This is a genomic window from Bacillus aerolatus (assembly GCF_009183655.1).
Taxonomy (GTDB): domain Bacteria; phylum Bacillota; class Bacilli; order Bacillales; family Domibacillaceae; genus Pseudobacillus; species Pseudobacillus aerolatus.
In genome coordinates, this window is record NZ_WEIO01000004.1 from 118,486 (window position 1) to 143,494 (window position 25,009).

Genomic DNA, 25,009 nt, shown 5'->3' on the forward strand with positions numbered 1-25,009 from the left:
AAGTGGAAAAGCTTATCGAAGTACATAAAAAAGCCGGGTCCCACGAATGGTTGGACCCGGCTAATATGTATGCAGAAGTAGTGTTGCATGAGTGATTGCTCTAACTTCCCCACGCTGGTATGAACCAGATCAGGTCCTAAGAGTCGAGAAACTTCATCGCGTTTCTTTCTCAGCCCAGCTCATTGGACTCCCCTAGTCATTTCTATTCAATTTAAATTCATTATACATGGGAGTTTAGCAAAAGAAAAGACATTTTTTGAAAATTCAGCAAAATCTCCTAAAATCACGATAAAACCGACACGCATGTTAAGCTTCCTCTTCTACAATCTCAAATCCCTTCCTAAATTTTTGGTGTCGTAAACGGACGGATTATAGGCTCAAAGCTGCTATCCTTCTTTTTTCACATAATGATCATATAAATTTAGGAATGCAATTTATCCTGTTGGTACTAAACGTATGAATGAAAAGAGAATACATCCTGATAGGAAGGTGAACCGCTTATGTACTATATATCAAACCCTGGAGGAATAAGAATGTATGATCATTCCCCTTATAGAAACCAAAATGCTTACACGATGACGGTAGAAGGCAGCGGACAAATAACAGTAAAGCCAGATGAAGCAATATTAACTGTAGGTGTAAAACCCCAATTTTTATTATCAGGAAGCATTAAAAATAGCCATTCATAATGCAAGGGAAAAAGCAGAAGTAATCGCACGAACAATAGGTGTAACTGTAAAAAAAATCCCCCTAAAAATTACAGAAGGAGGAGATAATGAAGAACAAAGACCTATGGTATTAGCTTTTTCGCAATCTTCCCCTTCGGACACGACTCCACCTATCCAAATAGGAGAGTTTACTATAAACGCAAATGCAAAAGCCATTTTTCAATATAGTAATAAGCTTTAACTTTTTCCCTTAATTTTTTATTATACAAATTATAGTCTCGCATCTTTCCAAAAGTTTTGGACAATGTGAGCGGACGGGTTGTAGGCTTGAAGTTGATAGCCTTCTTTTTTCAAATATTGCAAGATTTGCGGCAGCATGTCGGCGGTGATTTTTTTCTCATGCAGCAAGATGACAACGTGCTGGTCGCCGCGCTTTTTTTGCTGTTTAATACCGGCCTGAATGTTTTGTAAAATACGCGCTTTGGAGCTGGCGCTGTATCTCCAGTCTTCGCTGTCTATGTCCCAGTCCCAAAGACGATAACCTTTTTTGGCCATCGCATCGCGGAACGGCTGTTTCAAATAAGGAGAGCTGCCAAACGGCGCCCGCACTAATACCGATGAGTGGCCAGTGACTTGTTTCATTGTTTGATTTGTTTTCGCCATTTCATTCATAAAATTTTGCGGTGATTGATAGAGGGGATTGACTTGGTGAGTCACACTATGCAGAGCGAGATAATGCCCCTCCGCTGCAGTCTGCTTGGCGGCAGAAGCGTGCTTCGTAATGTTCGGTTCAATATAGAAAAATGTCGCTTTCACCTTATAAGCAGCAAGTGTTTTCAATATGCTTGCCGCATGGACACTCGGGCCGTCATCGAATGTCAAATAAGCGATGGGACCTTTTGTCGGCGGCCGACTGTTGATTCGGTCAAAAAATGATTTATTCGCGGCTAGAAACTGATCATTAGACAACTTAGCTCCCGCTTCCCTATACACGCGGACGGTGTGATGATTGCTGAGATAATCTACTTTAAAGCCGAATAATTCCACAAGCCAGCGGATGCCGATGTATAACTGTCCATTTTCCATGTAAGTAACAGCAGACGTTGTTGCTTTGCCATTTAAAAAAGCCGCTTTTGTTTTTAAGTTAAAAGTCAGCTGCTGATCGCCTTTTTCAAATGTATAATCCCCTTTAGGTGGGCTGCCTGTTTGTTTCATATACAAGTAACGTGACAGCTTTTCAGCCGGAGCCACCGCCTGGCCGTTGACAATAAATGCTTCTCCTGTTGCAAATGGCAGCATCTTATCGTGAAGCCCGATATAGATATTTTTTTTCGTGACCTCACTGGCAGATGCCCCTCCCACGCCTAGAAAAAACAGCATCATCACACACATGATCATCCACTTTTTCCTCATCTTTCCCTACCCCTTTTTTCTTTAAATGGAATTTTTTAAATGTTATTTTCCCATTATACTATGGTCACCTCTTTAATGTTACGAAAATATTAAAAATATTACATGATTTCTTCTTACAAAAAGGTGTCTTTTTTGCTTCATTTTTTTTATATAGAGGGTGAAAGGAGGTGATCATGATGGCACAAGCAGTTTTAATGAAATCTACTTTAAGCCTCATTTTTGACCATGGATTGAACGGTGAAGGAAAACCAGTTTACAAATCAAAAACATTCGCTAACGTGAATGAATTGGCGACAGCGGATGAGCTGGAAGCGGCCGGGGCTGCCATTGCTGCTTTAACAGATAAGCCAGTGGTGACAGTTGCACGTAACGACTATTTTGAAATCAATTAACGGGAGGATGTAAAACATGGCAAAAACACTTCAGTTGCAATTCACAACAGAACTCGGAAAAACAGCGAGCTTATCGCTTGAGAACCCAAAGGAGCCAGTTGACCCCGCGGCTGTCAAGCAATCGATGACAGAAATGATTCAATCCAATGTATTTAATTCGACATCCGGCGCTTTCACCGGTATTAAAGGAGCGAGTCTCATCGATCGCAATGTCACAGACATTCCGGTCAACTAACATGAAAGGGAAAGTCAGCTGCCTGACTTTCCCTTCTTTATATAGGGGGAAATCAACATGGAACAGATCATGCCTTTTATTCAGGACGTCGGATTTCCGATAGCCGTCACCTTTTATTTGCTGTACCGAATTGAAACGAAGCTTGACGGCGTCATCCAATCGATCCAGACCTTGCCTGAAAAAATGCGCGAATCATAAGAAAAGCGGAAGGCGCCCGCTTATCGGCGACAAGCATAAGACAAGCCGGCTGGAAGGTTGTTCTTTAACCTTCTGGACGGATTGGCTTATGACCTCGAGCCGATGGCGCCTGGAGCTGGACAGTAAGAAAAGCGGAAGACGCCCGCTTATCGAGGAACGCAGACTAAAATCGCCACGTCCTGTGGCAACATCTGCATGACCCGCTTCCTGCGGGCCTCAAGCATAAGACGAGCCGGCTGGAAGGTTGTTCTTTAACCTTCTGGGCGGATTGGCTAGACCACAGAGCCGATGGCGCCTAGAGTTGGACATTAAAACAAAGTATAAAAAATTCATGCTTTATTATTGAGTAACAAACAGGCTGACCGGAAGACCGGTCAGCCTGTTTGTTCTTCTTCTTTTTTCATGATAATTTTTTTCAGTTCTTCTTTTTTATCTTTCTTTACTAACACATAAATGACATCCTCTGGCAGCAGCTTCGTTCCTCCATAAGGCGTAATTAATTGATCGCCGCGAATTACTGCGGTAATGAGCGTTTTAGGCGGAAACGAAATGTCTTGAATTTCTTTATTAGCCACCGGCGATCCATCAAGGATTCGCGTTTCTACCATTTCGCTGTTCGTTTTACCGATAGAGATAAGTTCCAGACTATGTGCCGACTGAGCTTTTTTTCCGGCTCCTGCTACGCCAAGCAGTTTAGCAGCTTGGGAAATCGTTGTACCCTGGATCACTGCAGACAAGAGGACAACGAAAAAAACAACGTTAAACATGAGTTGGCCGTGTTCGAGCCCTTCCACAAGCGGATACGTCCCGAGAATAATCGGCACCGCCCCTTTTAAGCCGGCCCATGAAATAAACAGTTTTTCCTTCACATTTAGTTTAGAGAAAATCAAGCTGACAAACACTCCGACCGGCCGCGCGACCACCATTAAGAAAACAGCAAGCGCAATTCCCTGCCAGGCGACATCCAGCAAATCTTTCGGGAAAACGAGCAAACCTAAAATCATGAACATCAACATCTGCATCATCCACGCCAAGCCTTCATTAAAACCGAGAATCGAATGGCGGTACGTTAAATCAGAATTACCGATGATGATCGCCATTACATACACTGCTAAAAACCCGCTCGCATTCATGATCGTAATCGTACTGAAAGCAAAAATCGCCAAAGCGACCGACAAAACAGGATAAAGTCCGGAAGAATCGAGGTTGATTTTGTTGATCACCCAGACAGAGACTTTGCCGAACACGACACCGAGTATGAGCCCAAGCCCCATTTGCCAGAAAAAGTTTAAAATAAGGTTGAGAGGGTCAAATGAGGGAGATTGAATCACTTGAATTAAACTGATCGTCAAAAAAATAGCCATCGGATCATTGGAAGCCGATTCTGCTTCAAGCACTGTCGTCAGCTTCGGTTTGACGTTCTTACTGCCGAGCACACTGAACACGGCGGCCGCATCAGTTGAGCCGACAATAGCCCCAACGAGAATGCCTTCCGCCCACGTTAAGTCGAGGACAAATTTAGCAGCAATTCCGACCATAACCGTTGTTGCAATCACACCGAGTGTAGCCAGCGACAACGATGGCTTATAGACGGTTTTCACACTTTCCCACTTCGTCTGCAGCCCGCCTTCAAATAAAATAATGACTAACGCCACCGTCGCCAGCAGCTGTGCGAGCCACGCATTGTCAAAAAAAACAAACTGGTTCAGCACCATACCTGCGACAATAAATAAAACAAGCGACGGCAGCCCGAGCCTCGTAGAAAACTTAGCGCTCACGACGCCGACTAATAATAAAATAGCAAAAGCCAAAACAATGTTTTCAATCGTAAATGTCATTACTTCCTCCTCTTTTAAAAAATGTCTCTTTTTATTGTATAGTAATCTTCTCACTTTCCCCAACTAAATTGTCTCAATATAAAGAAAATCTTTTTTCCTCTCAATTTTTTCAATAGTTTTCTGCTAATTACCTCTATACTATGACAAACGAATGAGTTTATTTTTCTCTTTTTTTAACGTTTTATTCTATTGGAAGCGGATATATAAAGAGCGTACACCAAATATTTCACTTAAGGAGTTGACACAAATGGCAGAAAGAAATGATCGAAACAACGATAACAAAATGAGTGTGGAAGAAGCGGGACGCAAAGGCGGAGAAGCCACTGCGCGCAGCCACGACAAAGAATTCTATCAGGAAATCGGCCGTAAAGGCGGGGAAGCAACCGCTGAAAATCATGGAGAAGACTTCTATAAAGAAATCGGTGAAAAAGGCGGAGAAGCCCGCGCGAAACAAAGAAATTCAGATTAAAGAAAAAGATTTTTCGTAAAAATGTTTAACTTATTATAAAAAGGAAAAATAAACCATGTAACTAATTTTATTAAAAAGGAGATGGACAACATGGCAAACAACAAAAACAGAAACAACGATAACAAAATGAGTTTGGAAGAAGCAGGACGTAAAGGCGGAGAAGCCACTGCACGCAATCACGATAAAGAATTTTACCAAGAGATTGGCCAAAAAGGCGGGGAAGCCACTGCCGAAAACCATGATAAAGAATTTTATCAGGAAATCGGCCGTAAAGGCGGAGAAGCCACTGCTAAGAATCATGACAGGGATTTTTACGAAGAAATCGGTGAAAAAGGCGGGAATGCCCGCGCGAAACAACGCGACAATGACGACGATAATTAATTGATGCACGAAATGACCATAAAAACGGCCCGATGAGCGCGGGCCGTTTTTCTATTTGAAAATTATATAACTTTTTCTTGATGATGCTGACCTGTCTTTTCTGCTTCCTTTTTCGTAAGCAGGCTCACAACGACAAAGACAATAGCCGAAAGCGGGAGCGCATAGATTAAAGGATCAACATGTGTCATCGGATAAGCGAACAATGTATCTTTGCCAAATAGCGCTTTTGATAATCCAAGGACGGCTGCTTCTTTTTCATGCAGGAACAAAAACCCTAAAATACTGACCGCAAACCCAGTGACCATGCTCGCTTTTGCGCCTGTTCTCGTTGAATTTTCCCAGAAAAACGCGCCGATCATTACCGGCAAAAAGCCAGCTGCACACATGCCAAACCAGAATGCTGTAGCCTGAGCAATCACACCACCCGGCAAGATATAAGATAAAATGACAGCTGCCACAATGCCGATCAGCACGCCAATACGCGATGCATCCATTCCGAATAGGTTTTTGACTCCGAAACTCTTCAAAATATCCTGACCAAAAGCTGATCCTTGGAGGTGAATCAGCGAACTAATCGTTGATATAGCGGCCGACAGCAAGGTAAGTGTAAACAAATAGACAAACCAGTCAGGCATTAAATGATTAATAAATGTCGGAATGACAAGGTCAACATTTCCTTTAGCAGCCTCTATCGAAAGCTGTCCTACTTTATCTTGAAAATACAGGTTGCTAATTGGGCCGATCATGAAAGCGGCTCCAGTCATAAAGAAAATGAAGACACCGCCAACGATGACGGAACGGTACAACGCCTTATTGTTTTTCACCGTCATAAACCGCATGGCAAGCTGCGGCTGTGCAAGCACCCCGATGCCGACACCCATAACGATCGTACTGACTAATGTCCACCAGATCGGGGACCCCAATTCAGGCATGGACGTCCAGCCCTGATGCCCTTGCTCTACTAAAGCTTTGGGAACTAAATCTTTCATGGCAGTTAATCCAGCATGTCCATCTATAACGCCTCCTACGGCCTTATAGCTCATGAATAAAAAGATCGACATCCCAATAAACATGACAACCGCCGCGAAAGCATCCGTATACATAACCGCTTTTATCCCACCGCTTAATACATAAAATCCGACTACAATCGCTAACACAAGGAGGGCAACGTTATAGTTCATTGACAGTGTTTCCTGAAGAAAACGGCCTCCTCCAACGAGTACAATACTTGTATAAGCCGGCATAAAAACGAAAATGATGATGCCCGAAAACACCGTGATAAATTTTGATTGGTAGCGCTTTCCTAAAAGCTCGGCGAAAGTATAAGCTTCGAGCTGGGCAGACACTTTTCGAATACGGGTTCCGAAAAAGACGAATGAAACGAACACACCAAAAACGATATTTAAAAAGCAAAGCCACAAAAGGCCAAAGCCGTACAGTGAAGCTACGCCGCCAAAGCCAATTAATGAAGACGTACTAATAAAAGTCGCCCCGTAAGACAGCGCCATAACGGTCGGGTTAATATCCCGCCCGCCGACTAAATAGTCAGCCTCTGATCTCGTCGTTTTATAACCGTAATACGCAAGCGCCGACATGATGCCCAAATAAAGCAACAGAATGGGAATTAATACAGCAAAGTTCAATCAAATCACTCTCCTTCTTCTCCGCGATTCCACATAATTAGCCCGAAGATGATACAACCGATCATAGATAAAATGGTACCAATCCACGCAAAGGAAATAATTGGATCTTCCATTCCGAACATTGTGAACGCCTCCCGCCTGTTATAAATCATTTCTTTACTCATTCTATTTTCTTACATACCGTAAAATGGCTCTCTAGAAATCCCCCTTTCAGATTAATAGACCCTCATAATTTTCGTTAAATTCAAAATTATCAATCTACTTAAAATAATACATTTTTCAAGAAGAAAAGTATATCACTTTTTTTAATTTTCGTGAAAGTTCGTTATATTCCACAAACAAGGGGTACATTCATCAAGTCAGCAAATGGGCATCTATTAATAATTGATAAAAAAACCTTTTTAAAGAAATGAAAATCATCCATAACAAAAGTCTTCTTTGAAAGAAGACTTTTGTTATAGGACAGCTTGAATCACTTTATTAAGTAAGTGTTTTTTTGTACCGTGCATGGATATTATTTTGCTTATATGTGCCTGCTTCGCTGAACTCAATCAATTCCATCGAAAGCGCCAAATATCGTTTAGCGAAAAGGGCGGCGAAGTGGTCTTTTATAATCTCAAACAGCTCATCGCACGCGGCTTCTTTATCCGCTTCCGAACGGCCGGCGCCGATCTTCAACACAGCATGGACGAACGCATCGTCCTCTGTACCATCGGCTACGCGGTAATCATGGAGTTCGATTGCTCTAGAGCGGATGCCTCCAATTGGAAACACGTCGCTTCTGGAAATGAGAGATTGATTGATCTTTTCAAGCAAGGCGGGAATGTTCGCCTCCGATTTGATATTATCTGTGTATTCAATAATGAAATGCGGCACGTCTTTGTTCCTCCCTTTTTATGTTGTCAATTTGGACGCTTCTTCTTTGGAAGAGGAGCGAATGGAAAACGTATCATCACCAGCGATTGTGTTCACGAGGCGGCCGATGCCTTCAACTTCCGTAATAACTTCATCGCCGACTTTCGTGTCCACCGATCCTTTTGGCGTACCTGTTAAAATAATATCTCCTTCATTCAGTGTCATGAAGCTGCTCAAGTATTCAATCAAGTAAGGAATATCAAACACCATGTCTTTCGTGTTTCCTTCTTGAGTTACTTCGCCATTTACATATGTTTTCAACGTTAAATTCATCGGATCTTTAATATCTTCTGCATCGACGAACCACGGGCCAATCGGCGTGCACGTATCGCGGTTTTTCACACGCAAGTTCGGACGGTAATAGTTTTCTAAATAGTCGCGGATGGCATAATCGTTGGCGACCGTGTAACCAGATACATAGTCATACGCCTCTTCCCGTTTCACGTTGCGTGCCGGACGGCCAATGACGACAGCCAGCTCACACTCATAATGCATGTACTCGACATCCGCCGGACGGCGTGTTTCTGCCCGGTGACCGATAAACGTATTCGGGCCTTTTAAAAAGACGAGCGGTTCTTCCGGCGCCTTAAATGCCAGCTCTGCCGCGTGGTCCGCATAATTCAAACCGAGGGCGAAAACGGTGCGCGGTTCGACCGGCGGCAGCCAGACTACTTCTTGTTCTTCAACCATTCGGCCATCATTTAACTGCAGACGTCCGTCTTTTTCCACCGCTTCGTGAATGGCTCCTGCGTAAGCGACTCTTGCTCGTTTCATTAGAATCCCCCTCCTGCTAATTCATTTTCACGTACCACTTTATTCTCTAAACAACCAACTCCGTCAATTTCGATACGGACTTCGTCTCCTGCTTTTGCGAGCGGTGCATTCTCCGGCACACCGACAAGCAGCGTATCACCGGCATTCAGCGTCATAAAGTCTGTCACATCTGCAATGAGCTTCGCGACAGGCCGGATCAGATTAGCGGTTGTGTTTTCCTGGCGCAATTCGCCGTTAATGAATACACGTGTAATTAATGAATCAGGGTTGTCGACTTCCTCGCGGTTAACGACCCATGGACCGACCGGACAAAAGCCGTCACGCGCTTTTTGCTTAATAGCCGGGCGATAGACGCTCGCGTGCGGAATACTGACATCATTGACGACTGTATAGCCGGCCACATATTCAAGCGCTTCTTCTTCACTTACCCGTGTCGCCGTGCGGCCAATGACAACACCGAGCGCCGCGCCGATTTCAAGCTCTGATACACCTTCCGGCAGCGGAATCGGCAGGCTGTGGCTGTTGATTGTGTTCGCCGGTTTAATATAAAGAATCGGTGCTTTGGGTGCTGCCTTGTAAGGGGCTTCATTGACTTCCCCACCGAGCGCTTCAAGGGCTCCTTTATAATTTAAAAGCGTGCCGTAAATAGTACCCGACACTGGAGCATCAAAAGCGAGCTCGTTCAGCCCAAGCTGATTGCCGTTTTTTTCAACGACACCTTCTGCTGCTCTTACGTTCACTTCATCTGATTGCGGCACGCCGCGAAATTTCACTTTTGCTTTTAACAAGCTACCCCACTCCTTTTTCCTTTAACGATGAAAGGGGAGGCAGAAAACCGCTCCCCAGGATTTATACTTAATTTCATCAGCGTCTATTAAATGACAAGTTCATCTCTTTGCATGTAATCATTCATTCCAGATGATTCACTCAGCTTGCCATACAAATACTTTTTCCATTTAATCGTTATTTGTTTTCCTTGCGTTTCGGCAAAGCAGTTTTGTAATTGAACTAATAACGATGGTTTCCGGTCCGCTACAGACATTTGGTGGCAAATCCCGCTGTACACCCTTCCGTCCATTTCCACTTCCACACGGTACACTCCGAGTTTTGGAAACCGGTAATTTTCGCTAGTATCCACTTTAATAAATTGATGGTTTTTATAAAACAAGGAGTTTTGTTTGACCTCTCCTCTTACTTCATAGAAGCAGCCTAACAAACCGGGAACCGTCTCCACTTTTCCAGCGGACAGCAGTTCGCGGATCGCCGTGGAGCTGATTTTCTCTTCGTGCTGTTCGATTTTTCGGATCGTGGTCACGTCAAACTTTCCGCGCCCGGCTTCAGTGAGCGTTTCCATGTTACCTTTTCCTTTATGGCCATAGTGATAATCAAAACCGGCCACCACATGCTTGCATTGCAAACTAATAATATAGTGCTGAATAAAGTCTTCAGGGGAAAGTCGTGCAAAGTCAGGAGTGAATTTTACGATGAACAATTGATCCACGCCCAGCTCCCGGAAGCGCTCTTCTTTCACAGGCAGCGGTGTTAAATACGTCATCGGCTCCCGGTCCGGAAAGATGACATCTCTTGGATGAGGGTAAAAAGTCATCACGCTGAACTTACACCCTTTTTGTCTCGCTGCTTCTTTTGCTGCTTCAAGAATTCCCCGATGTCCGACATGGACACCATCGAAAAAGCCGAGCGCCAGCACACAAGGCGCTGATTCAACAGTTGCTTGCATGGAGTTTGAATGTTCAATGTAAATCGTTTCCATCAGTTGCACGTCCCCTTTCTTATTATTTAAGTAAGCTGGCGGTCGACGATCTTGCCGTATTTTCCTTCAAAAAATGTGAGCGGCGTGCCTTCACGAAGAATGATGTCCTGCACTTCACCAATGAAGAGCGTATGGTCCCCAGCTACTTGCTTGGAATACACTTTGCAGACAATGTTAGCCAGAGCATCTTTCACAACCGGCACATCTTGAATGCGGTCAAAATCCGCCTCGCGTTTTTCCTTGATTTGTCCCGCGAACAACATCGATACTTCCTGTTGCTCTTCTGCTAAAATATTAACGGCAAAAGTGCCGGATTCATTGATTTTATCGAGCATTTTTGCTTTTTCGCCAATCGAGATCACAACGAGTTTCGGATTGAGAGACACAGACATGAAGGCGTTTGCCGTCATGCCATGTGCTTCTCCGTCCAACTCGGTCGTAATCACCGTGACGCCTGTCGCAAATTTCCCCATTGCATTTCGAAATAAACGATCATCCATCATAGATTCCTCCCGTTGTTCTATTTTTATGGGACTACCGTGTTAAATAATAAACTCAGGCTTCTTTTGCTCAAGCTTCGCTGCTTCCGTTTGAATTTCTTCTCCTGTTTCAATATCAAGGAAAGGAGATGTTTCATTAAACCAGCTGTCCGGCGCTTTTGCTCCCCAGAACGTTTGGCGTCTTGGGTCATTTAACTCCCAGCGAACCGGTTCGAAATCAGGGTCACTTGTTAAGTAGTCACCGTTGTATAGCTCAATGCGGTGGCCATCCGGATCTCTTAAGTATAAGAAGAAGGCATTGGACAAGCCGTGGCGGCCTGGTCCGCGTTCAATATTTTCCGCATAGCCGAGTGAAGCAAGCACGTCACAGCAGTTAATCAATGCTAACGGATCCGGCAGCCAGTAAGCAAAGTGGTGAAGACGAGGGCCTTCCCCGTTCATGAACGCTTGGTCATGAACGGTCGGCTTACGGTGCAGCCACGCCGCCCAAATGCGGTCATCTTCCGTCGCTGTGTACTCAGAGCAGGCAAAGCCTAGTTCATTAATGAAGAAATCGTACGCTTTTTCTACATCCGACACGGAGCAGTTTACATGGTCGATGCGCTGGATTCTCGCGCCTCTATACAAGTCATAGCGCTGGATCAAACGTTCTGCTTTCTCCATTTTGCAGAAGAATTCAAGCGGCATTCCGGATACATCATGCACGTGCAATGCGCGGCCAAGAGCATGCTGTGTTCCTTCTTCAAGCCATTTTGTTTTCAAACCTTTTGACTGGAAAAACTCCGCGAGCTTATCAAGATCCTCTTCTTTTTCCACTTTGTAGCCGAGTGCGTGAACACCAATTTTATCTGACTTCTTCAAAACTAAACTGTGGTGGACATGTTCTTCCAACCCTCTCAAGTAAATGCAGTTATCCTTGCTTTCTGTTTCGATCATGCCTAAAGCGTCAACATAAAACTTTCTTGAACGGTCGAGATCCTTTACGTTGATGACTGTTCTCGCAATTCGGATGATGTTAAAATCCATTGCCCTTGCCTCCCTTTTCTTTTAAAAAATTAATTATTTTTAACGAGTTTTTCTGAACGGTCTAAAAATTCTTTTACGCGGTCTACGTATTCTTGCTTGTCATAACCGTTATATAAGGCGCTTGCCATTCTGACCGGATCTCCGAAGAAGAAACGCTCATACAATGTTTGTCTCGTACCAAATGCGCTCATGCACACATCCCATGCCAGACGATACAACTTCACGCGATCGTACGCGCTGCCTGTAGCCGATTGCAAATATTTGTCGAGGTCCGGACGGATGTCCGAATTGAAGTCAGCTTCGTTCGGAATCGCCATTAAGCCGCTCGCTCCAAGCAATTGCATGATTTCACTGAAGCGTGGATAAATTTTTGGATAGTAGTGACGGGCGATGTTCAACGGCGTAAAATCAGGCGTCATGATACCCCACTTATCGATTTTCGCGTTCGCTTCCGATGCCGTTACATACGCTTTCACCGTTTCAAGTGCCATAATAACTTCAGATACTTTCTCCTGTACGTGCTGGAACTGGCCAATGTTGATTGTTTCTACCATCAATTGGACTAAACCGAGAATAAATTCTGTTTTTGCAACGTTTTTCGAGACGACTTGGTGGGTCATGTGAACAACGGCATTACTTTCGTTGTAAGCCTGGTTACAAACGCCAACGTCTCCGAGTGCAAATACGCGATCCCAAGGAACAACAACATCATCAAAGACAACGATCGTATCCATTTCCTCAAAGCGTGATCCTAGTGGATGGTCGAAATTGGATTTACCGTAATCGAATGATTCGCGGCAAATGAATTTCAATCCTGGCGTATTATTCGGAATCGAGAAAGCGTAAGCGTATGGGTTTTCTTCTTCTGACTGCTTTAACAGCGTGGAAGGGAATACCATGATTTCATCTGTAATTCCGCCTTGAGTAGCGAGCAGGCGCGCACCTTTGATGACGACTCCTTCAGATGTCTTTTCCTTAATGCGGGCCGCAATATACGGATCCGGTAACTGCGCTGAATTCACGCCGCGGTTTACTTGCGGCTGGATAAGTGTATGAGTTAAAGATAGGTCGTTCTCACGGCAGTACTCATAATATTTCGCCATATTTTGACCGTAAAACGGATCTTGTTTACCAAACATTTCGGAAGCCGTTCCGTAAGCCATCATACCGACGTTAATGTAATCCGGGGAACGCCCCATCATCCCATTGTTGTGTCTTGCCCACTCTTGCATCATTTTACGGCGCATCGCCAAATCTTCTTTCGTCTTCGGCTGAATGAAAGAAGTACCGACACGGTCACCTGATGTTGGCGATTCATACGTCATAAACTCTTTCTTTGCTGGATCGTGCTGCATATCATACAGCTCAGCCTGCGTTTTCATAACCCCTTTAAAAGCCGCATGCTCAGAAATCTTTCCTGTAACCTGCTCTCCGTTAATCCACACATTCGCTTGCGCTTGATCGACTCTATCGATGTATTCCTTACCTGTTTTAGCTGGCATATCATTCTCTCCTTTTCTATTAAATGCGGAAGTGCCTCGTCAGCCCCGACAAGCAAATGTTCTTTTCCAAAAGAAGTTGTTCTTTGACTTCATTTGGAAAAGGTTATTTGACCTCGAGGGGCTAGGCGCTGCAGCTGGATAGTTTTAAAAGCGAGGCGACCGCCTAGGTGCGACAAGCATAAGATGATCTGCGAGGAGGCAGCTTTTCAGCCACCACAGCAGAACAACTTATGACCTCGAGCACCTGGGAGCCGCAGCTAGATAGTTTTCTTAAATGCGGAAGCGGTCATTCAAACTCGACTTATAACCTCAAGCCGCCAGCGCCTCCAACTGATTATTACTGAATATTCTGTTTATTTTCCAAACTGTGGAATATGATGATCCGCAATCGATACGTGGATCACTTTCGGTTCTGTATAAAATTCAAAGATCGCATAGTGGCCGCCTTCTCTGCCGATGCCGCTGTCTTTCGTTCCGCCGAATGGAATGCGGAGATCGCGGACGTTTTGGGCGTTGACCCACAGCATGCCGGCTTCGACCGCTTGTGCGACGCGATGGCCGCGTTTAATATCGTTCGTCCATACATATCCTGCTAAACCGTAACGGACGTTGTTCGCTGCCTCAACCACTTCTTCTTCTGTTTCAAATTCGATAACCGCCATGACCGGACCAAAAATTTCTTCCTGGCATACTCGCATGTCATTTTTCGCATTAAGCAACAAGGTTGGCGGCACAAAGTTGCCGGCTTTCACTTCTTCAGGAACGACGCCCTGAATCACTTCACAGCCTTCTTCTTTTGCCAGTTCAATATAGCTTTTTACTTTGTTGAAATGCTCTTTTTCAATAAGCGGTCCGAGCTGAGTTTTGGAATCCATTGGATCGCCAATTTTAATGTTCATGACGCGTTTCTTTAACTTTTCAACAAACTCGTCTTTAATGTTTTTATGAAGGAACACGCGGGAGTTGGCTGTACAGCGTTCCCCGTTAAAGGAGAAAATGCCCCAAACCGCCGCATCAAGCGCCCGGTCAAGATCAGCATCGTCGAAGACGATAAGCGGTGACTTGCCGCCTAGTTCCATCGATGTTTTCTTCAATGTATCGGCTGAGTTTTTAATGATGATGGAGCCGGTTGTCGTTTCACCAGTGAACGAAATCGCTTTCACATCTTGGTGTGCCACTAGTGCCGCACCGGCTGTTTCGCCAAAGCCGTGCACGATGTTGAATACACCAGCCGGCAGATCCGCTTTGTCAATCACTTGGGCCAGTTTATTCGCTGTCAGCGGAGACAATTCCGCAGGCTTTAGCACGACTGTGTTACCAGTTGCCAGCGCTGGAGCGACTTTCCACGTCTCAAGCATGAACGGCGCATTCCAAGGTGTGATGAGCCCGACCGGACCTAGCGGTTTATATACAGTGTAGTTAATGAATTCATCATCCACCGGGTACGATTCACCGTGCAGCTTCGTTTGCACCATCCGCGCATAAAAACGGAAGTTTTCCGCGGCACGGGCTGTCATTTTTCTTGTTTGGCTAATCGGAAGCCCTGTATCAAGTGATTCTAAATAAGCAATTTCTTCGATTTCTTCATCAATCAAATCAGCGATACGGTTAATGTATATCATGCGTTCGGCCACTTTCAACTTGCCCCATGGACCTTCTTCGAACGCTTTTTTCGCCGCTGCCACCGCTTTGTTCATATCTTCCTCGCGGCCTTCCGCAACGGAATTATTCACTTCATTCGTAAATGGATTAATATTTTCGAACTTCGCTCCCGATTCAGCGTCTGTAAATTGGCCGTCAATATACAGCTTTACATCATCTATCCGCTTGTGAATCAATTGATTTTGTCCGGCTGTTTGCACTTGCATGATGGTCACTCCTTCTTCATTCCCCCGCTAAGAAAAGCGGGGGCTGATTATTGTCTTCATTGATTTCTTTATTTGGCAGATACGCCTTCTGGTAAAATATTGTACGTTTTCAACACCTCACGAATTTCATCCTGCAGGGCTTGAGCCGGCAAGTCCATCGGCTTGCGCAGAACTGGTTCGATTTTGCCCATCATGCCGAGTGCCGCTTTCACTGGCGCCGGGTTCGTGTCTTTAAATAACACATCATTCAATGGCATTAATTCGTAGTGAAGCTCAAGTGCTCTTTCCGCGTTTCCTTCCGCCCACGCATTGTGCATTTCCGCTACTTGCGCCGGTGCCACGTTCGCTGTTGCGCTGATCGAGCCGGCGCCGCCGATTGTCAGCATCGGGTAGCAAAGCAGCTCAATGCCGGAGAACAATTTGAAATCTCTGCCGCAATTTAACAATACGCGGTTCACATGTTCGAAATCTTTATTTGATTCTTTCGCACCGATAATATTCGGACAGTCTTCGACGAGGCGAGCCAACGTTTTCACTTCGAGGTTCACACCTGTGCGTCCTGGAATGTTGTAGACAACGATCGGAATATCGACCGCATCCGCAATTGTTTTATAGTGATTGTAAAGCGCATGCTGGGAAGGCTTGTTGTAATAAGGAACGATGACCATCGCCGCATCTGCGCCCATTTCCTGAGCCGCTTTCGTTAAGCGAAGTGCTTCATTGTAGTTGACAGAGCCTGTTCCCGGTGCGAATGGTACGCGGCCGTCGATCGTTTTGATCGCTGTTTCCATCACAAGTTCTCTTTCTTCTACCGTTAACGAGCTTGGCTCTCCTGACGTACCTGTTACGGAAATCCCGTGACTGCCGCTTTCAATTTGCCAGTCAATTAAACTTTTAAATGTATCTAGATCTAAACTTTCATCTTGTTTGAACGGAGTAATGACCGGTGCAATCGACCCTTTTAATTTTTCTTTTGCTTCTTGAACTTTTGACATGTTTCCTTCTCTCCCTTTTTTATAATCAAGATGGAACTTGTTAATAAATTAAAGAATCTATTTTTCCGTTTGCCACTAATGACCTTCAAACATTTTTAGATTCAATGTTTCTAAAAATTTCGAAAAAGTAGTGGAATCGCTTACACATATAACTTATCATGGAGATAAGAATATTAAAAATATTTAAATAATTGGTTTACCATATTAAAAAAGTATACATAACTGTTAGGGGGTACCAAATTTGGATATTAGACAACTCCGTTATTTTGCTGCTATCGCCGAAGAAGGGCAAATTACAAAGGCCGCTAAAAGGCTTCACATGGCCCAGCCGCCATTGAGTCAGCAATTGAAAGCTTTAGAAGAAGAGCTCGGTGTTTTGCTGCTGGAACGCAAAGGCAGAACTCTCGAACTAACGGAAGCAGGAAATGTATTATACAAAAAAGCGAAATATTTGCTGGAACAAATGGATGAAACGGTTCTTGAAGTAAAGGAAGTCGGAGACGGCTTGAAAGGAGTTTTGTCGATCGGTTCCGTTAAAACATGCTTCTCTTACATACCGGAGCGCTTCCGTCACTTCAGAGAAAAATATCCATCCGTGACATTCCGGCTAAAAGAAGGCGATTCCTCTTTATTGGCGCATTACGTAAAAAGCCGTGAAGTAGAACTGGCTATCGTAAGGCTCCCTCTTGACATGGAAGAATTCTCTTATTTGCCGCTGCCGACCGATCCATTTGTGGCCGTCATGCCGCAAGAGTGGGAAAGCCCCTCCGTCATACAAATGAATGAGCTCAACGGTGTCCCCCTCATGCTGCTGCACCGGGTAACCGGCGTCGGACTTTACGAACTTGTCGTCAACGAATGCAAAAAACACGGCTTTGACCCAACTATTATTTGCGAATGCCCCGATGCAGCGATGCTCCTGTCACTCGCACGCACGGGACTCGGAGCGGCGCTTTTGCCAAAGTCAACGTTGCTCTCTTTTCCAACGGACGACTTAAAAATTATCGAAATTGAAGATTGTACGATCCAATCAGAATCTGCCCTTATCTGGCTGAAAGAACGGTATTTGTCTAAAAAAGCCGAACGTTTTATTGAAACGTTCCAGGCGGTTGAATCTACTATATAAACAAACATGAGATCGCACGGGGCGATCTCATATAAGCGAGGAGTGGAATGATCACGACGAACTGTAGAATGACTTCCGAATCGATTCCTTTCTAATGCGGAAACATTCCGGGGAGTGTGCCGGCCGTAAAATCGGTTTGGTCATTATTTTTCTTTATATGGCCAGTATTTCAGCCCGAGTGGCCAGTAAATCTACCTATTTGGCTCGTAACCAGCAAAAAACAAGCCTTCTCCGCCAAGGAAAAGGCTTGTTTTCTATGAGGCTCTATGAAATGAACCGACGACTTCTATTGTTTGCGTAACGTTGACGAAGGCACAGGGATCCGCTTCGTGAATCATTTTCTTCACATCTGTCAGCTGATAGCGAGTGATGACTGTGACGAGCACTGCCCGGCCTTCCCCCGTGTAAGCTCCTTCGCCGTTCATTTGTGTGACGCCGCGATATAAATTCGCCAGAAGCTTTCCTTTCACTTCTTCCCCTTTGGCGGTAATGATCATCAGCGTCAATTTCACATGGCTTGTGTGGATCATATCGACGACTTTTCCCGTCGCGTAAATCGCGATCATCGTATTCAGCGCCGCATCCCAGCTGAAAATAAAGCCGGATGCGAGCACGACGACCACGTTCATTGCCGTTAAGATGGAGCCGAGCGGAAATTCTTTCTTTTTCGTGAGGAGCATCGCAATGATATCAAAGCCCCCCGATGATCCGGATGCCCGGAACACGATGCCAATACCGGCACCCGTGATGATCCCTCCGAACAGCGCGGACAAAATCGGCTCTGTTGACACTTCAACAATTGGAATCACATACAGGCTGACTGAAATTGCTACAACAGACACAATAGTGTAGCAAATGAAACGCTTTCCGAGCTTGATCATGCCGAGGACTAGCAGCGGCAAATTCAGCAGCAAGTTTACGACCCCTGTGTTTAAAGGAGTGATCAGTCCGAACATAATCGCCACTCCGCTGAGCCCGCTGCTCAGCACCTCATGCGGAATCAGAAAGAAGTTATAAGCTATCCCAACCAAAAACGAGCCGAACAAAATGCTTACAATGTTCCACATTCCACATCCCCCTTATCCCATCCACTATTTAATTGAGTTCATTATAAGGGAGGAAATGGCGATTTTGGAGATGATAGTTTTTTCTGAAAAGCCAGACGGATGTCGTGAAAAAAGCCGGTTCCTATCTGTTCCGCTTTCAGTGCGCACAGATTGAACCGGCTTTCAATAGGGCTGCTTCTTCATTTGTTTCTGGAGTTGGTCGATTTGTTTTTGCATTTTTTCGAGCTGCTGATCCAGTTGTTGTTGCTGTAACTCGCTCTGTTTCTCCTCCATCTTCTCTTGGATCCTCTCTCTTCTGCTAACTTCGAAATCTAAGAGCAGTCCCGCATAAGAAATAATCCCCCCGACGGTTGCCAGCGTATCTCCAATAAGAAATAATGACTCGCTCACCCTCTCCAGATGCTCGGTCTTATTCTGTTCTTCATGGCTTTGACTGTTTCCTGTGCCTTCGTTCATACGCTTCCCTTCTTTGCTTCTTCGTTTACTATAACTTATGCTAATCGGCTAGAATTGGTATCTGCAGCCTGACTTGTTTAAGCATCTTTTAGAAAACAGACGACGATCTTAAAATAGAAATATTCAAGACGCTTAAAAGGGCAAGAAAAAACCCCTTGCCCTTTTACCTATTCTTCAAACAAATTTCTTCTTCCCGACAGACAGTCCTAGCACAAAAATAAGTGCCGATGCTGCAATGAGCATGAGTAAAGGAATGGTCCAGCCGTGTGTAACGTCATGCAGCCAGCCGAACAATACTGGTCCGACAGCCGCTAAAAGATAGCCGAATGACTGAGCCATGCCCGACAATTCTGCCGCTTCTTGTGTGCTTTGCGTGCGAAGACTAAAGAACATCATACATAAGCTAAATGCTGATCCTGCCGCAATACCGATCATCAGTATCCACAATGGGAGGAGCAAACTGCCGCCCGACAAAATACCGGCTAATCCGGCGATGAATAAAGCAGCGGTCACAGCGGCCATGCCGCGCTGGCTTTGCATCCGCCCCGCTAATACAGGAACGATAAACGTAAACGGAAGAATGGCAAACTGCATGAAAGACAGCATCCAGCCTGCTGATTCTGCATCAAGCCCCTTTTGTTGAAGAATATCCGGCAGCCAAGCGATCACCGTGTAAAAGATCAGCGATTGCAGCCCCATAAACAAAGTGACTTGCCAGGCTAGCCGGGAACGCCATAAACGGGTGCTTTGACTCTTCCCTGCTGCTCCCGCCGCCTTCTTTTGACGGCCTAATTGCGGCAGCCAAAATAAAACCGCACTCAACGACAGGACGGCCCAGATCCCAAGGGCGCCGGTCCAGCCAAAACCGGCACTCATAGCAAGAGGCACACTAAGACCGGACGCTACAGCTCCGCATAAATTCATCGAAACGGCGTAGACGCCTGTCATTACTCCAATGCGCTGCGCAAAATGCTGTTTGATCAAACCCGGCATTAAGACATTGCCAATCGCAATAGCCAAGCCGAGCAAAACCGTCCCCGCAAATAATACGCCCACTCCCCCTGAGGAACGAAGCACAATACCCGCCGTCAGGGCGATCAAAGAGACGAATAACGTCAGTTCCACCCCAAATCGGCGGGAGAGGCGCGGGGCAAACGGAGATAAAAGCGCAAAAGCAAGCAAAGGCACAGTCGTTAATGTACCGGCTGCCGCATTGGAAATTCCTAAATTGTCCCGGATTACGGGCACTAACGGACCGACCGAAGTCAAAGGGGCTCTAAGGTTAGCCCCGATAAAAATAATGCCGATAATCAGCAGCACTGTTCCCAATTTTATTTTTGAGCTTGTTTTTCCTTGCTGTTCGACTGCTTGCGGCTCACCCATTATAATTCCTCCAAACTTTTAGACAGCGTTTCTTTTAAATGAGCCATATATTCATTGACCGCTTCAGCCGCCCCGTCTTCATTTTGTGCAATAATGCCATCTACGAGCTTCCCGTGAATGCGTTGATGGACATCCGTACAAGAAGTAAGTTCGACTAAGTTACGAACGGAGGAATGCAGAGCATCCGTCATATGTTCATACAAATCGATCAACAGGTTGTTATGAGATGCTGCTGCAATGACTTGATGCAGCTGGATGTCTGCTTCTACATAAGCTTGGTGATCGTTTGCTTGAATCGCTTTGAGACAAGCGTCCATTTGCAAGCGCAGTTGCTGCACATCTTCTTCACTTCGGCGGACAGCCGCTAATCTCGCTGCTTCCCGCTCGAGCGCGTGCCTGACCTCCAGCGTTTCCAGCAAGTTTGATTTATGCAGGCGCCGCTCGATGGCAGCCCCTAGAACGCTGGATGAACAAACGCGGGTTCCGCTCCCTTGCTTCGTCTGCAAAAGGCCGCCGTGAACGAGGGCGCGCACCGCTTCCCTCAATGTGTTGCGGCTTACATCAAACCGTTCCATTAATTCCATTTCCGGCGGCAGCCGAGTACCGACTGCCCACGCACCGGATTCTATTAAACTTTCCATTTGTGAAACTACCTGCTCCACAAGAGAAATGCGATTCGTTTTTTCAATCTTCATACTTACACCTCAAAATTGTAGGATGATTGGTTCGTAGGTAATCTTATCATATGTTCAAATAAATATAAATCCGTTTGACTCCATCATCGAAAAAATTAAGGCTCTTTTCTAAGAGATTGTTGCTTTTAAAACAAAAACTGTTGAAGGTTGATTGGAGCGGAAGTGCGAGACTCCTGCGGGAGAAGCGGGACAGGTGAGACCCCACAGGCGTTTACGCCGAGGAGGCTCACCGCCCGCCCCGCGGAAAGCGATCAACTGCAGCGGAAATCAACCAATCCGTACTACTTGGTAATATAGAAACAAAGTTTGCGAAAACAGCCAAAATTAAAGGTTGAAAAGAATGACATCATGTGACAAAGTGGAGGAAAACTCAGAAAATTGAGAAAGGAAAGGACATGAACTAATTGAAAGCGGATAAATTTCCACTAGGTATCATTATGTGTTTATTTGCCGTTCTTACCTGGGGAGGAATGTACCCAGTTATGGCAGACGCTTTAAAAATTATGGACCCTTTTTACATTACATTGTTTCGCTACGGTTCAGTTTCGATCGTTTTTGTATTTTGGTTAATCATGACAGAGGGGAAAGAACATCTGAAAGTAGAGGGACGATTAAAAGAAGTCTTGTTTCTTGGTACGATGGGTTTTGCGGGTTTTAGCTTTCTCGTGTTTTTAGGTCAGCAGCTGGCCGGTCCTTCTGGCACTGTCATTGCGGCGGTAATAATGGCGACTCAGCCGCTATTAGGTGTCATTGTTATTTGGATCACCCAAAAGACCACACCAAAGCCTTTAACGTTCTTGTTTATGCTGACAGCTTTTGTCGGAGTGGTCATGGTGATTTCAAAAGGAGATATAACGATCTTTTTTTCAAAAGACGGAAATTTGTTTGCGAACTTTCTTATTTTAATTGGGGCTGTTTGTTGGGTTATTTATACATCGGGCGGCAGCTCATTTCCAGATTGGTCACCTCTTCGTTATACAACAGTCACTTCTATTTACGGTTATCTTTCGATTATAGTGATTGTTACCGGCGCTACTTTAATGGGCTGGCTGGATGTTCCAACTATCAAAATGTTTAGTGATATATCGGGAGCACTCATCTATATATCATTAATTGCAGGGGTTTTAGCTGTGTTCAGCTGGAATGCCGGGAATAAAATCCTAACACCTATTAACGGCATTGTCTTTATGAATTTGCTGCCGGTCACGACCTTCGTCATATCAGTCATTCAAGGATATGAACTGAGCCTATTTGAACTGGCAGGAATGATGATTGTCATTCTGAGCTTAATTGCCAACAATCTTTATATCCGGAAGGTCCAAAAGGAAATTGCCCTCGGTTGACTTCTCCCACGGCTAAAGCCACAAGCCTCATACTTTACAGTATTTCGGTAGGATTCTTTAAAAGAAGTTTGGTCAAACGACCCTTATTCTTAGTGGGTGAGCCAAACACCCTCTAGCTTGTAAGATTTTGCAATCCATCAAGTTACTTTTGCGTAAAATATTTAAAGCTCCATTTACGTCAGCATTTAGTTCATATCCAGTAGATGTGCGGTACAAACCACGTTTGACACGTTTGCCGCTAAAAATGTGTTTTTCTTCATCTGCTGGTTTCCATTTAGGTAAGTGGTCATTATCAAAAAAAGACGCCTTGCTTGTATAGGATTCTTCTTGTTCCACATATTCGATTCCATATCTCTCACAAAGATGGAGAAGCTGTTCTCGAAGATGGCCAAAAGAAATTTGAGTGAATTGCTGATTATTCTTTTTGCCAATGTTGATGTTTCTTTTAAAATCGTCGTTGTACCCAACGACGAGATTTCCTATTTTGTTTTTTAAACAGTAATTAATGATGATTCTCGCGCTCTTTTTCATGTAATCATTTACTTGTTTATTTCGCTTCAAAGTGATGGAACCTATTTGCTTCGTGTATTTCATTCCTTGTTTCATAGCAACAGACTGCAATCTTGCTTTCTTCTTATTATACAGACGGTTAATTGATTTAAGTCTTTTCCCATCCACTAAAAAGGATGCCCCGTCTGTATCTACACAAGAAGCGAGATTATTGAGTCCTATATCAATGGCTAATGCCTTATCAACATCTAGTTCTGTTGTTTCATACGGCTGTTCATACACGTATTGAATATTGAAAAACTGCCCATTGTTTCGAGGAACAATCCGAACTTCCTTCATCTTCTTTCCTTCTAACCTTGAAGGGAAAGGAATCAGAATATCTTTGTATTCCGAATTCAATTTCTTATATAGATTGGATACAGGTACACGAAAATATCCATCTTTAATGGCCATGGCATTTGTAGAGAAAATGAGCGTGAACAGTCCGTCTTTCTTTAAATACTTTGGTATTTTAATGTCCCGAAAACGATACTCGCCCTTTTTGGCTTTCTTCATTAAATTAAAGAAGCTTTTAAAAGAACGATCGACGACTTTCAAAATTTGTTGAGAAACTCCAGCTTGAAGAAGCTTGTAATTCTCATTCGTCTTCGATACATGATAATTGCTTTCGTACTTTAGAAAAGATTTTTCTGTAAAGTAATGTTGACGAACATTGTACAACCCCACATTGTACAAGTTCTTTGCATAGTGACACATCTCTTTTAACTGTTTGAATTGTTCTTTGGACAGACCTCTAATTTGATTACTTTGCGTTACATACATGGTCAATCGTTTCATCTCCCTGCTATATATTCATTATATGGCAATTAGAGGTGGATATCTATTTTGTTTTTGTGAAATTTCTGTAAATTAGGATAGCCAATGTTATCCCTTGACCGGCCTCCCTATCACCCCATGCCTAAAGGCGGACTAACGCCCTTCATGGGTTTTCTCGTTCGGAAAAGCTATAGTAAATGGTAACAATACCCCTTTCATGTAAATATGTAAGACGGGTTTTCCAATTATTTTTTCTTTAGAAAGTTATAAAACCACAAAAAAGTACCGTTCCTGGACACTTTTCTACATGAACTATATACAGGATTTATATTAACTTGTCTAACCGTCCAGCTAACTTTTCGCGCCAGTCATCAGCTAATTCCTCTACTTCTAATACTTTTTGGATTCCTTCTCTACCTTGATGCTTGTCAAAATAAACTCTATTCCCGAAAAGAATAGACACTCTTTTCGGGTGCGGTTCTATTAGTGTGATATCAGAATCTTTTCTAACAATTCCTTCCTTAAGAACGCGACACAAGTAACCAGTAAATCCAGTCTCGACTATTCTTTTTAAAAGATGCGGGATATTGGTCCTCTTTGTGATCGTGCTGCACGGAATTCTGCCTTGTGTGATTTGAATAACAGCATCTCCTAATCGATACACAGCTCCTATGCAAACATCGCGTTTCAGCATATTTGTAACAGTCAAGTTTTCACCGAATGCCGAAAGAGGCAATGACGTTTGAAATTCTTGATTCCAAAGTGAATAATGTTCGTATGAATACATACAAACAGCTCGGTCAAGACCGCCATGATGGCGTAAATCACCCACTCCATCGCCGCGAAACCCTTGCTTTGATAAAAAAGCTTCTTCCACTGTATCTTTACAAATCCCCGTTTCCATTTCTTTACCTGTGCCGTATTTCATCTTTTTCGGCATACTTACAGCGAAATTTACGAGTTCGATCTTGCTGTTTTCCATCTGTTCTCTTCTCCCGTCTTTTAAAATAAATAACCCGCTGCAA

The 25,009-nt window shown here is 44.3% G+C and carries 27 protein-coding genes, 1 pseudogene and 1 riboswitch; of the genes and pseudogenes, 9 read left to right on the forward strand and 19 right to left on the reverse strand.

What is annotated here, in order from left to right; genetic code table 11:
* Positions 1-89 precede the first annotated feature (89 nt).
* Positions 90-204: riboswitch (TPP riboswitch) on the reverse strand.
* 329 nt (positions 205-533) lie between these two features.
* Positions 534-689 (forward strand): SIMPL domain-containing protein, encoded by a 156-nt coding sequence (locus F9802_RS19595; protein WP_191991810.1) that lies wholly within the window; start codon positions 534-536, stop codon positions 687-689.
* A 22-nt stretch (positions 690-711) separates the two neighbouring features.
* Positions 712-909 carry a hypothetical protein gene (locus tag F9802_RS20220; protein ID WP_404799158.1) on the forward strand — a complete coding sequence of 66 codons (198 nt, stop codon included), beginning with the start codon at positions 712-714 and terminating at the stop codon, positions 907-909.
* A 29-nt stretch (positions 910-938) separates the two neighbouring features.
* On the opposite strand, the gene F9802_RS08445 is transcribed toward F9802_RS20220, so the two are convergent.
* Positions 939-2,081 carry a polysaccharide deacetylase gene (locus tag F9802_RS08445; protein ID WP_152150904.1) on the reverse strand — a complete coding sequence of 381 codons (1,143 nt, stop codon included), beginning with the start codon at positions 2,079-2,081 and terminating at the stop codon, positions 939-941.
* Positions 2,082-2,254: 173 nt separating this feature from the next.
* On the opposite strand from F9802_RS08445, the gene F9802_RS08450 reads away from it, so the two are divergent.
* The 3 genes from F9802_RS08450 to F9802_RS08460 are packed head-to-tail and all read left to right on the forward strand — an operon-like array spanning position 2,255 to position 2,906.
* A complete protein-coding gene (locus F9802_RS08450; protein ID WP_225435246.1) occupies positions 2,255-2,473 on the forward strand; it encodes a DUF1659 domain-containing protein in 219 nt (72 codons plus the stop codon).
* Between the two features lie 16 nt (positions 2,474-2,489).
* Positions 2,490-2,708: a DUF2922 domain-containing protein gene (locus F9802_RS08455; RefSeq protein ID WP_152150906.1), complete on the forward strand. Its 219-nt coding sequence runs from the start codon at positions 2,490-2,492 to the stop codon at positions 2,706-2,708.
* Positions 2,709-2,765: 57 nt separating this feature from the next.
* Positions 2,766-2,906 carry a YvrJ family protein gene (locus tag F9802_RS08460; RefSeq protein ID WP_152150908.1) on the forward strand — a complete coding sequence of 47 codons (141 nt, stop codon included), beginning with the start codon at positions 2,766-2,768 and terminating at the stop codon, positions 2,904-2,906.
* Positions 2,907-3,280: 374 nt separating this feature from the next.
* On the opposite strand, the gene F9802_RS08465 is transcribed toward F9802_RS08460, so the two are convergent.
* Positions 3,281-4,744: a potassium/proton antiporter gene (locus tag F9802_RS08465; RefSeq protein WP_152150910.1), complete on the reverse strand. Its 1,464-nt coding sequence runs from the start codon at positions 4,742-4,744 to the stop codon at positions 3,281-3,283.
* A 247-nt stretch (positions 4,745-4,991) separates the two neighbouring features.
* Here F9802_RS08465 and F9802_RS08470 point away from each other — a divergent pair.
* Both F9802_RS08470 and F9802_RS08475 read left to right on the forward strand, forming a co-directional pair.
* Positions 4,992-5,210 (forward strand): annotated as a pseudogene (locus F9802_RS08470) (KGG domain-containing protein); the annotation flags it as partial.
* A gap of 93 nt (positions 5,211-5,303) precedes the next feature.
* Positions 5,304-5,594, forward strand: a complete 291-nt coding sequence (locus tag F9802_RS08475; RefSeq protein ID WP_225435248.1) for a KGG domain-containing protein — start codon at positions 5,304-5,306, stop codon at positions 5,592-5,594.
* Between the two features lie 62 nt (positions 5,595-5,656).
* On the opposite strand, the gene F9802_RS08480 is transcribed toward F9802_RS08475, so the two are convergent.
* From F9802_RS08480 to hpaI, 11 genes are all read right to left on the reverse strand, one after another.
* Positions 5,657-7,237 carry a sodium:solute symporter family protein gene (locus F9802_RS08480; RefSeq protein WP_152150917.1) on the reverse strand — a complete coding sequence of 527 codons (1,581 nt, stop codon included), beginning with the start codon at positions 7,235-7,237 and terminating at the stop codon, positions 5,657-5,659.
* Between the two features lie 5 nt (positions 7,238-7,242).
* Positions 7,243-7,359 carry a symporter small accessory protein gene (locus F9802_RS20225; protein ID WP_404799152.1) on the reverse strand — a complete coding sequence of 39 codons (117 nt, stop codon included), beginning with the start codon at positions 7,357-7,359 and terminating at the stop codon, positions 7,243-7,245.
* Positions 7,360-7,717: 358 nt separating this feature from the next.
* Entirely contained in the window at positions 7,718-8,113 is a 396-nt protein-coding gene (locus F9802_RS08485; protein ID WP_152150919.1) for a 5-carboxymethyl-2-hydroxymuconate Delta-isomerase, read from the reverse strand.
* An 18-nt stretch (positions 8,114-8,131) separates the two neighbouring features.
* Complete coding sequence (locus F9802_RS08490; protein WP_152150921.1) at positions 8,132-8,926, reverse strand: fumarylacetoacetate hydrolase family protein; 795 nt, start codon at positions 8,924-8,926, stop codon at positions 8,132-8,134.
* Positions 8,926-9,714, reverse strand: coding sequence for a fumarylacetoacetate hydrolase family protein (locus F9802_RS08495; RefSeq protein WP_152150923.1), 789 nt, complete (start codon positions 9,712-9,714; stop codon positions 8,926-8,928). Before F9802_RS08495 ends, F9802_RS08490 begins: the two co-directional genes overlap by 1 nt.
* A gap of 86 nt (positions 9,715-9,800) precedes the next feature.
* A complete protein-coding gene (locus tag F9802_RS08500) occupies positions 9,801-10,697 on the reverse strand; it encodes a cytidyltransferase (RefSeq protein ID WP_152150925.1) in 897 nt (298 codons plus the stop codon).
* Between the two features lie 26 nt (positions 10,698-10,723).
* Positions 10,724-11,197, reverse strand: a complete 474-nt coding sequence (locus tag F9802_RS08505) for a flavin reductase family protein (RefSeq protein WP_152151356.1) — start codon at positions 11,195-11,197, stop codon at positions 10,724-10,726.
* A 42-nt stretch (positions 11,198-11,239) separates the two neighbouring features.
* Positions 11,240-12,223 (reverse strand): 3,4-dihydroxyphenylacetate 2,3-dioxygenase, encoded by a 984-nt coding sequence (gene hpaD, locus F9802_RS08510; RefSeq protein ID WP_152150927.1) that lies wholly within the window; start codon positions 12,221-12,223, stop codon positions 11,240-11,242.
* A 29-nt stretch (positions 12,224-12,252) separates the two neighbouring features.
* Entirely contained in the window at positions 12,253-13,725 is a 1,473-nt protein-coding gene (gene hpaB, locus F9802_RS08515; protein ID WP_152150929.1) for a 4-hydroxyphenylacetate 3-monooxygenase, oxygenase component, read from the reverse strand.
* Between the two features lie 353 nt (positions 13,726-14,078).
* Entirely contained in the window at positions 14,079-15,593 is a 1,515-nt protein-coding gene (gene hpaE / locus F9802_RS08520; protein WP_191991811.1) for a 5-carboxymethyl-2-hydroxymuconate semialdehyde dehydrogenase, read from the reverse strand.
* 68 nt (positions 15,594-15,661) lie between these two features.
* Positions 15,662-16,588: a 2,4-dihydroxyhept-2-ene-1,7-dioic acid aldolase gene (gene hpaI, locus F9802_RS08525; protein WP_152150931.1), complete on the reverse strand. Its 927-nt coding sequence runs from the start codon at positions 16,586-16,588 to the stop codon at positions 15,662-15,664.
* 241 nt (positions 16,589-16,829) lie between these two features.
* Here hpaI and F9802_RS08530 point away from each other — a divergent pair, with 241 nt between their 5' ends.
* A complete protein-coding gene (locus F9802_RS08530) occupies positions 16,830-17,714 on the forward strand; it encodes a LysR family transcriptional regulator (protein WP_152150933.1) in 885 nt (294 codons plus the stop codon).
* A gap of 254 nt (positions 17,715-17,968) precedes the next feature.
* Here F9802_RS08530 and F9802_RS08535 read toward each other — a convergent pair whose 3' ends face one another.
* The 4 genes from F9802_RS08535 to F9802_RS08550 all read right to left on the reverse strand — a co-directional run bounded on the left by F9802_RS08535 (position 17,969) and on the right by F9802_RS08550 (position 21,315).
* Positions 17,969-18,781 carry a YitT family protein gene (locus F9802_RS08535; RefSeq protein WP_152150935.1) on the reverse strand — a complete coding sequence of 271 codons (813 nt, stop codon included), beginning with the start codon at positions 18,779-18,781 and terminating at the stop codon, positions 17,969-17,971.
* Positions 18,782-18,943: 162 nt separating this feature from the next.
* Positions 18,944-19,237 carry a hypothetical protein gene (locus F9802_RS08540; protein WP_152150937.1) on the reverse strand — a complete coding sequence of 98 codons (294 nt, stop codon included), beginning with the start codon at positions 19,235-19,237 and terminating at the stop codon, positions 18,944-18,946.
* A 174-nt stretch (positions 19,238-19,411) separates the two neighbouring features.
* Positions 19,412-20,620, reverse strand: a complete 1,209-nt coding sequence (locus tag F9802_RS08545) for a CynX/NimT family MFS transporter (RefSeq protein ID WP_152150939.1) — start codon at positions 20,618-20,620, stop codon at positions 19,412-19,414.
* Complete coding sequence (locus F9802_RS08550; protein ID WP_152150940.1) at positions 20,620-21,315, reverse strand: FadR/GntR family transcriptional regulator; 696 nt, start codon at positions 21,313-21,315, stop codon at positions 20,620-20,622. The genes F9802_RS08545 and F9802_RS08550 overlap by 1 nt, the downstream gene beginning before the upstream one ends.
* Positions 21,316-21,752: 437 nt before the next feature.
* Here F9802_RS08550 and F9802_RS08560 point away from each other — a divergent pair, with 437 nt between their 5' ends.
* Positions 21,753-22,658 (forward strand): DMT family transporter, encoded by a 906-nt coding sequence (locus F9802_RS08560; RefSeq protein WP_152151360.1) that lies wholly within the window; start codon positions 21,753-21,755, stop codon positions 22,656-22,658.
* A gap of 72 nt (positions 22,659-22,730) precedes the next feature.
* On the opposite strand, the gene F9802_RS08565 is transcribed toward F9802_RS08560, so the two are convergent.
* The gene (locus tag F9802_RS08565; protein WP_152151362.1) at positions 22,731-23,990 is read right to left on the reverse strand and encodes an RNA-guided endonuclease InsQ/TnpB family protein; all 1,260 of its coding nucleotides are present in this window, start codon (positions 23,988-23,990) and stop codon (positions 22,731-22,733) included.
* A gap of 319 nt (positions 23,991-24,309) precedes the next feature.
* Positions 24,310-24,966, reverse strand: a complete 657-nt coding sequence (locus F9802_RS08570; RefSeq protein ID WP_152150942.1) for an MOSC domain-containing protein — start codon at positions 24,964-24,966, stop codon at positions 24,310-24,312.
* Between the last annotated feature and the right edge of the window lie 43 nt (positions 24,967-25,009).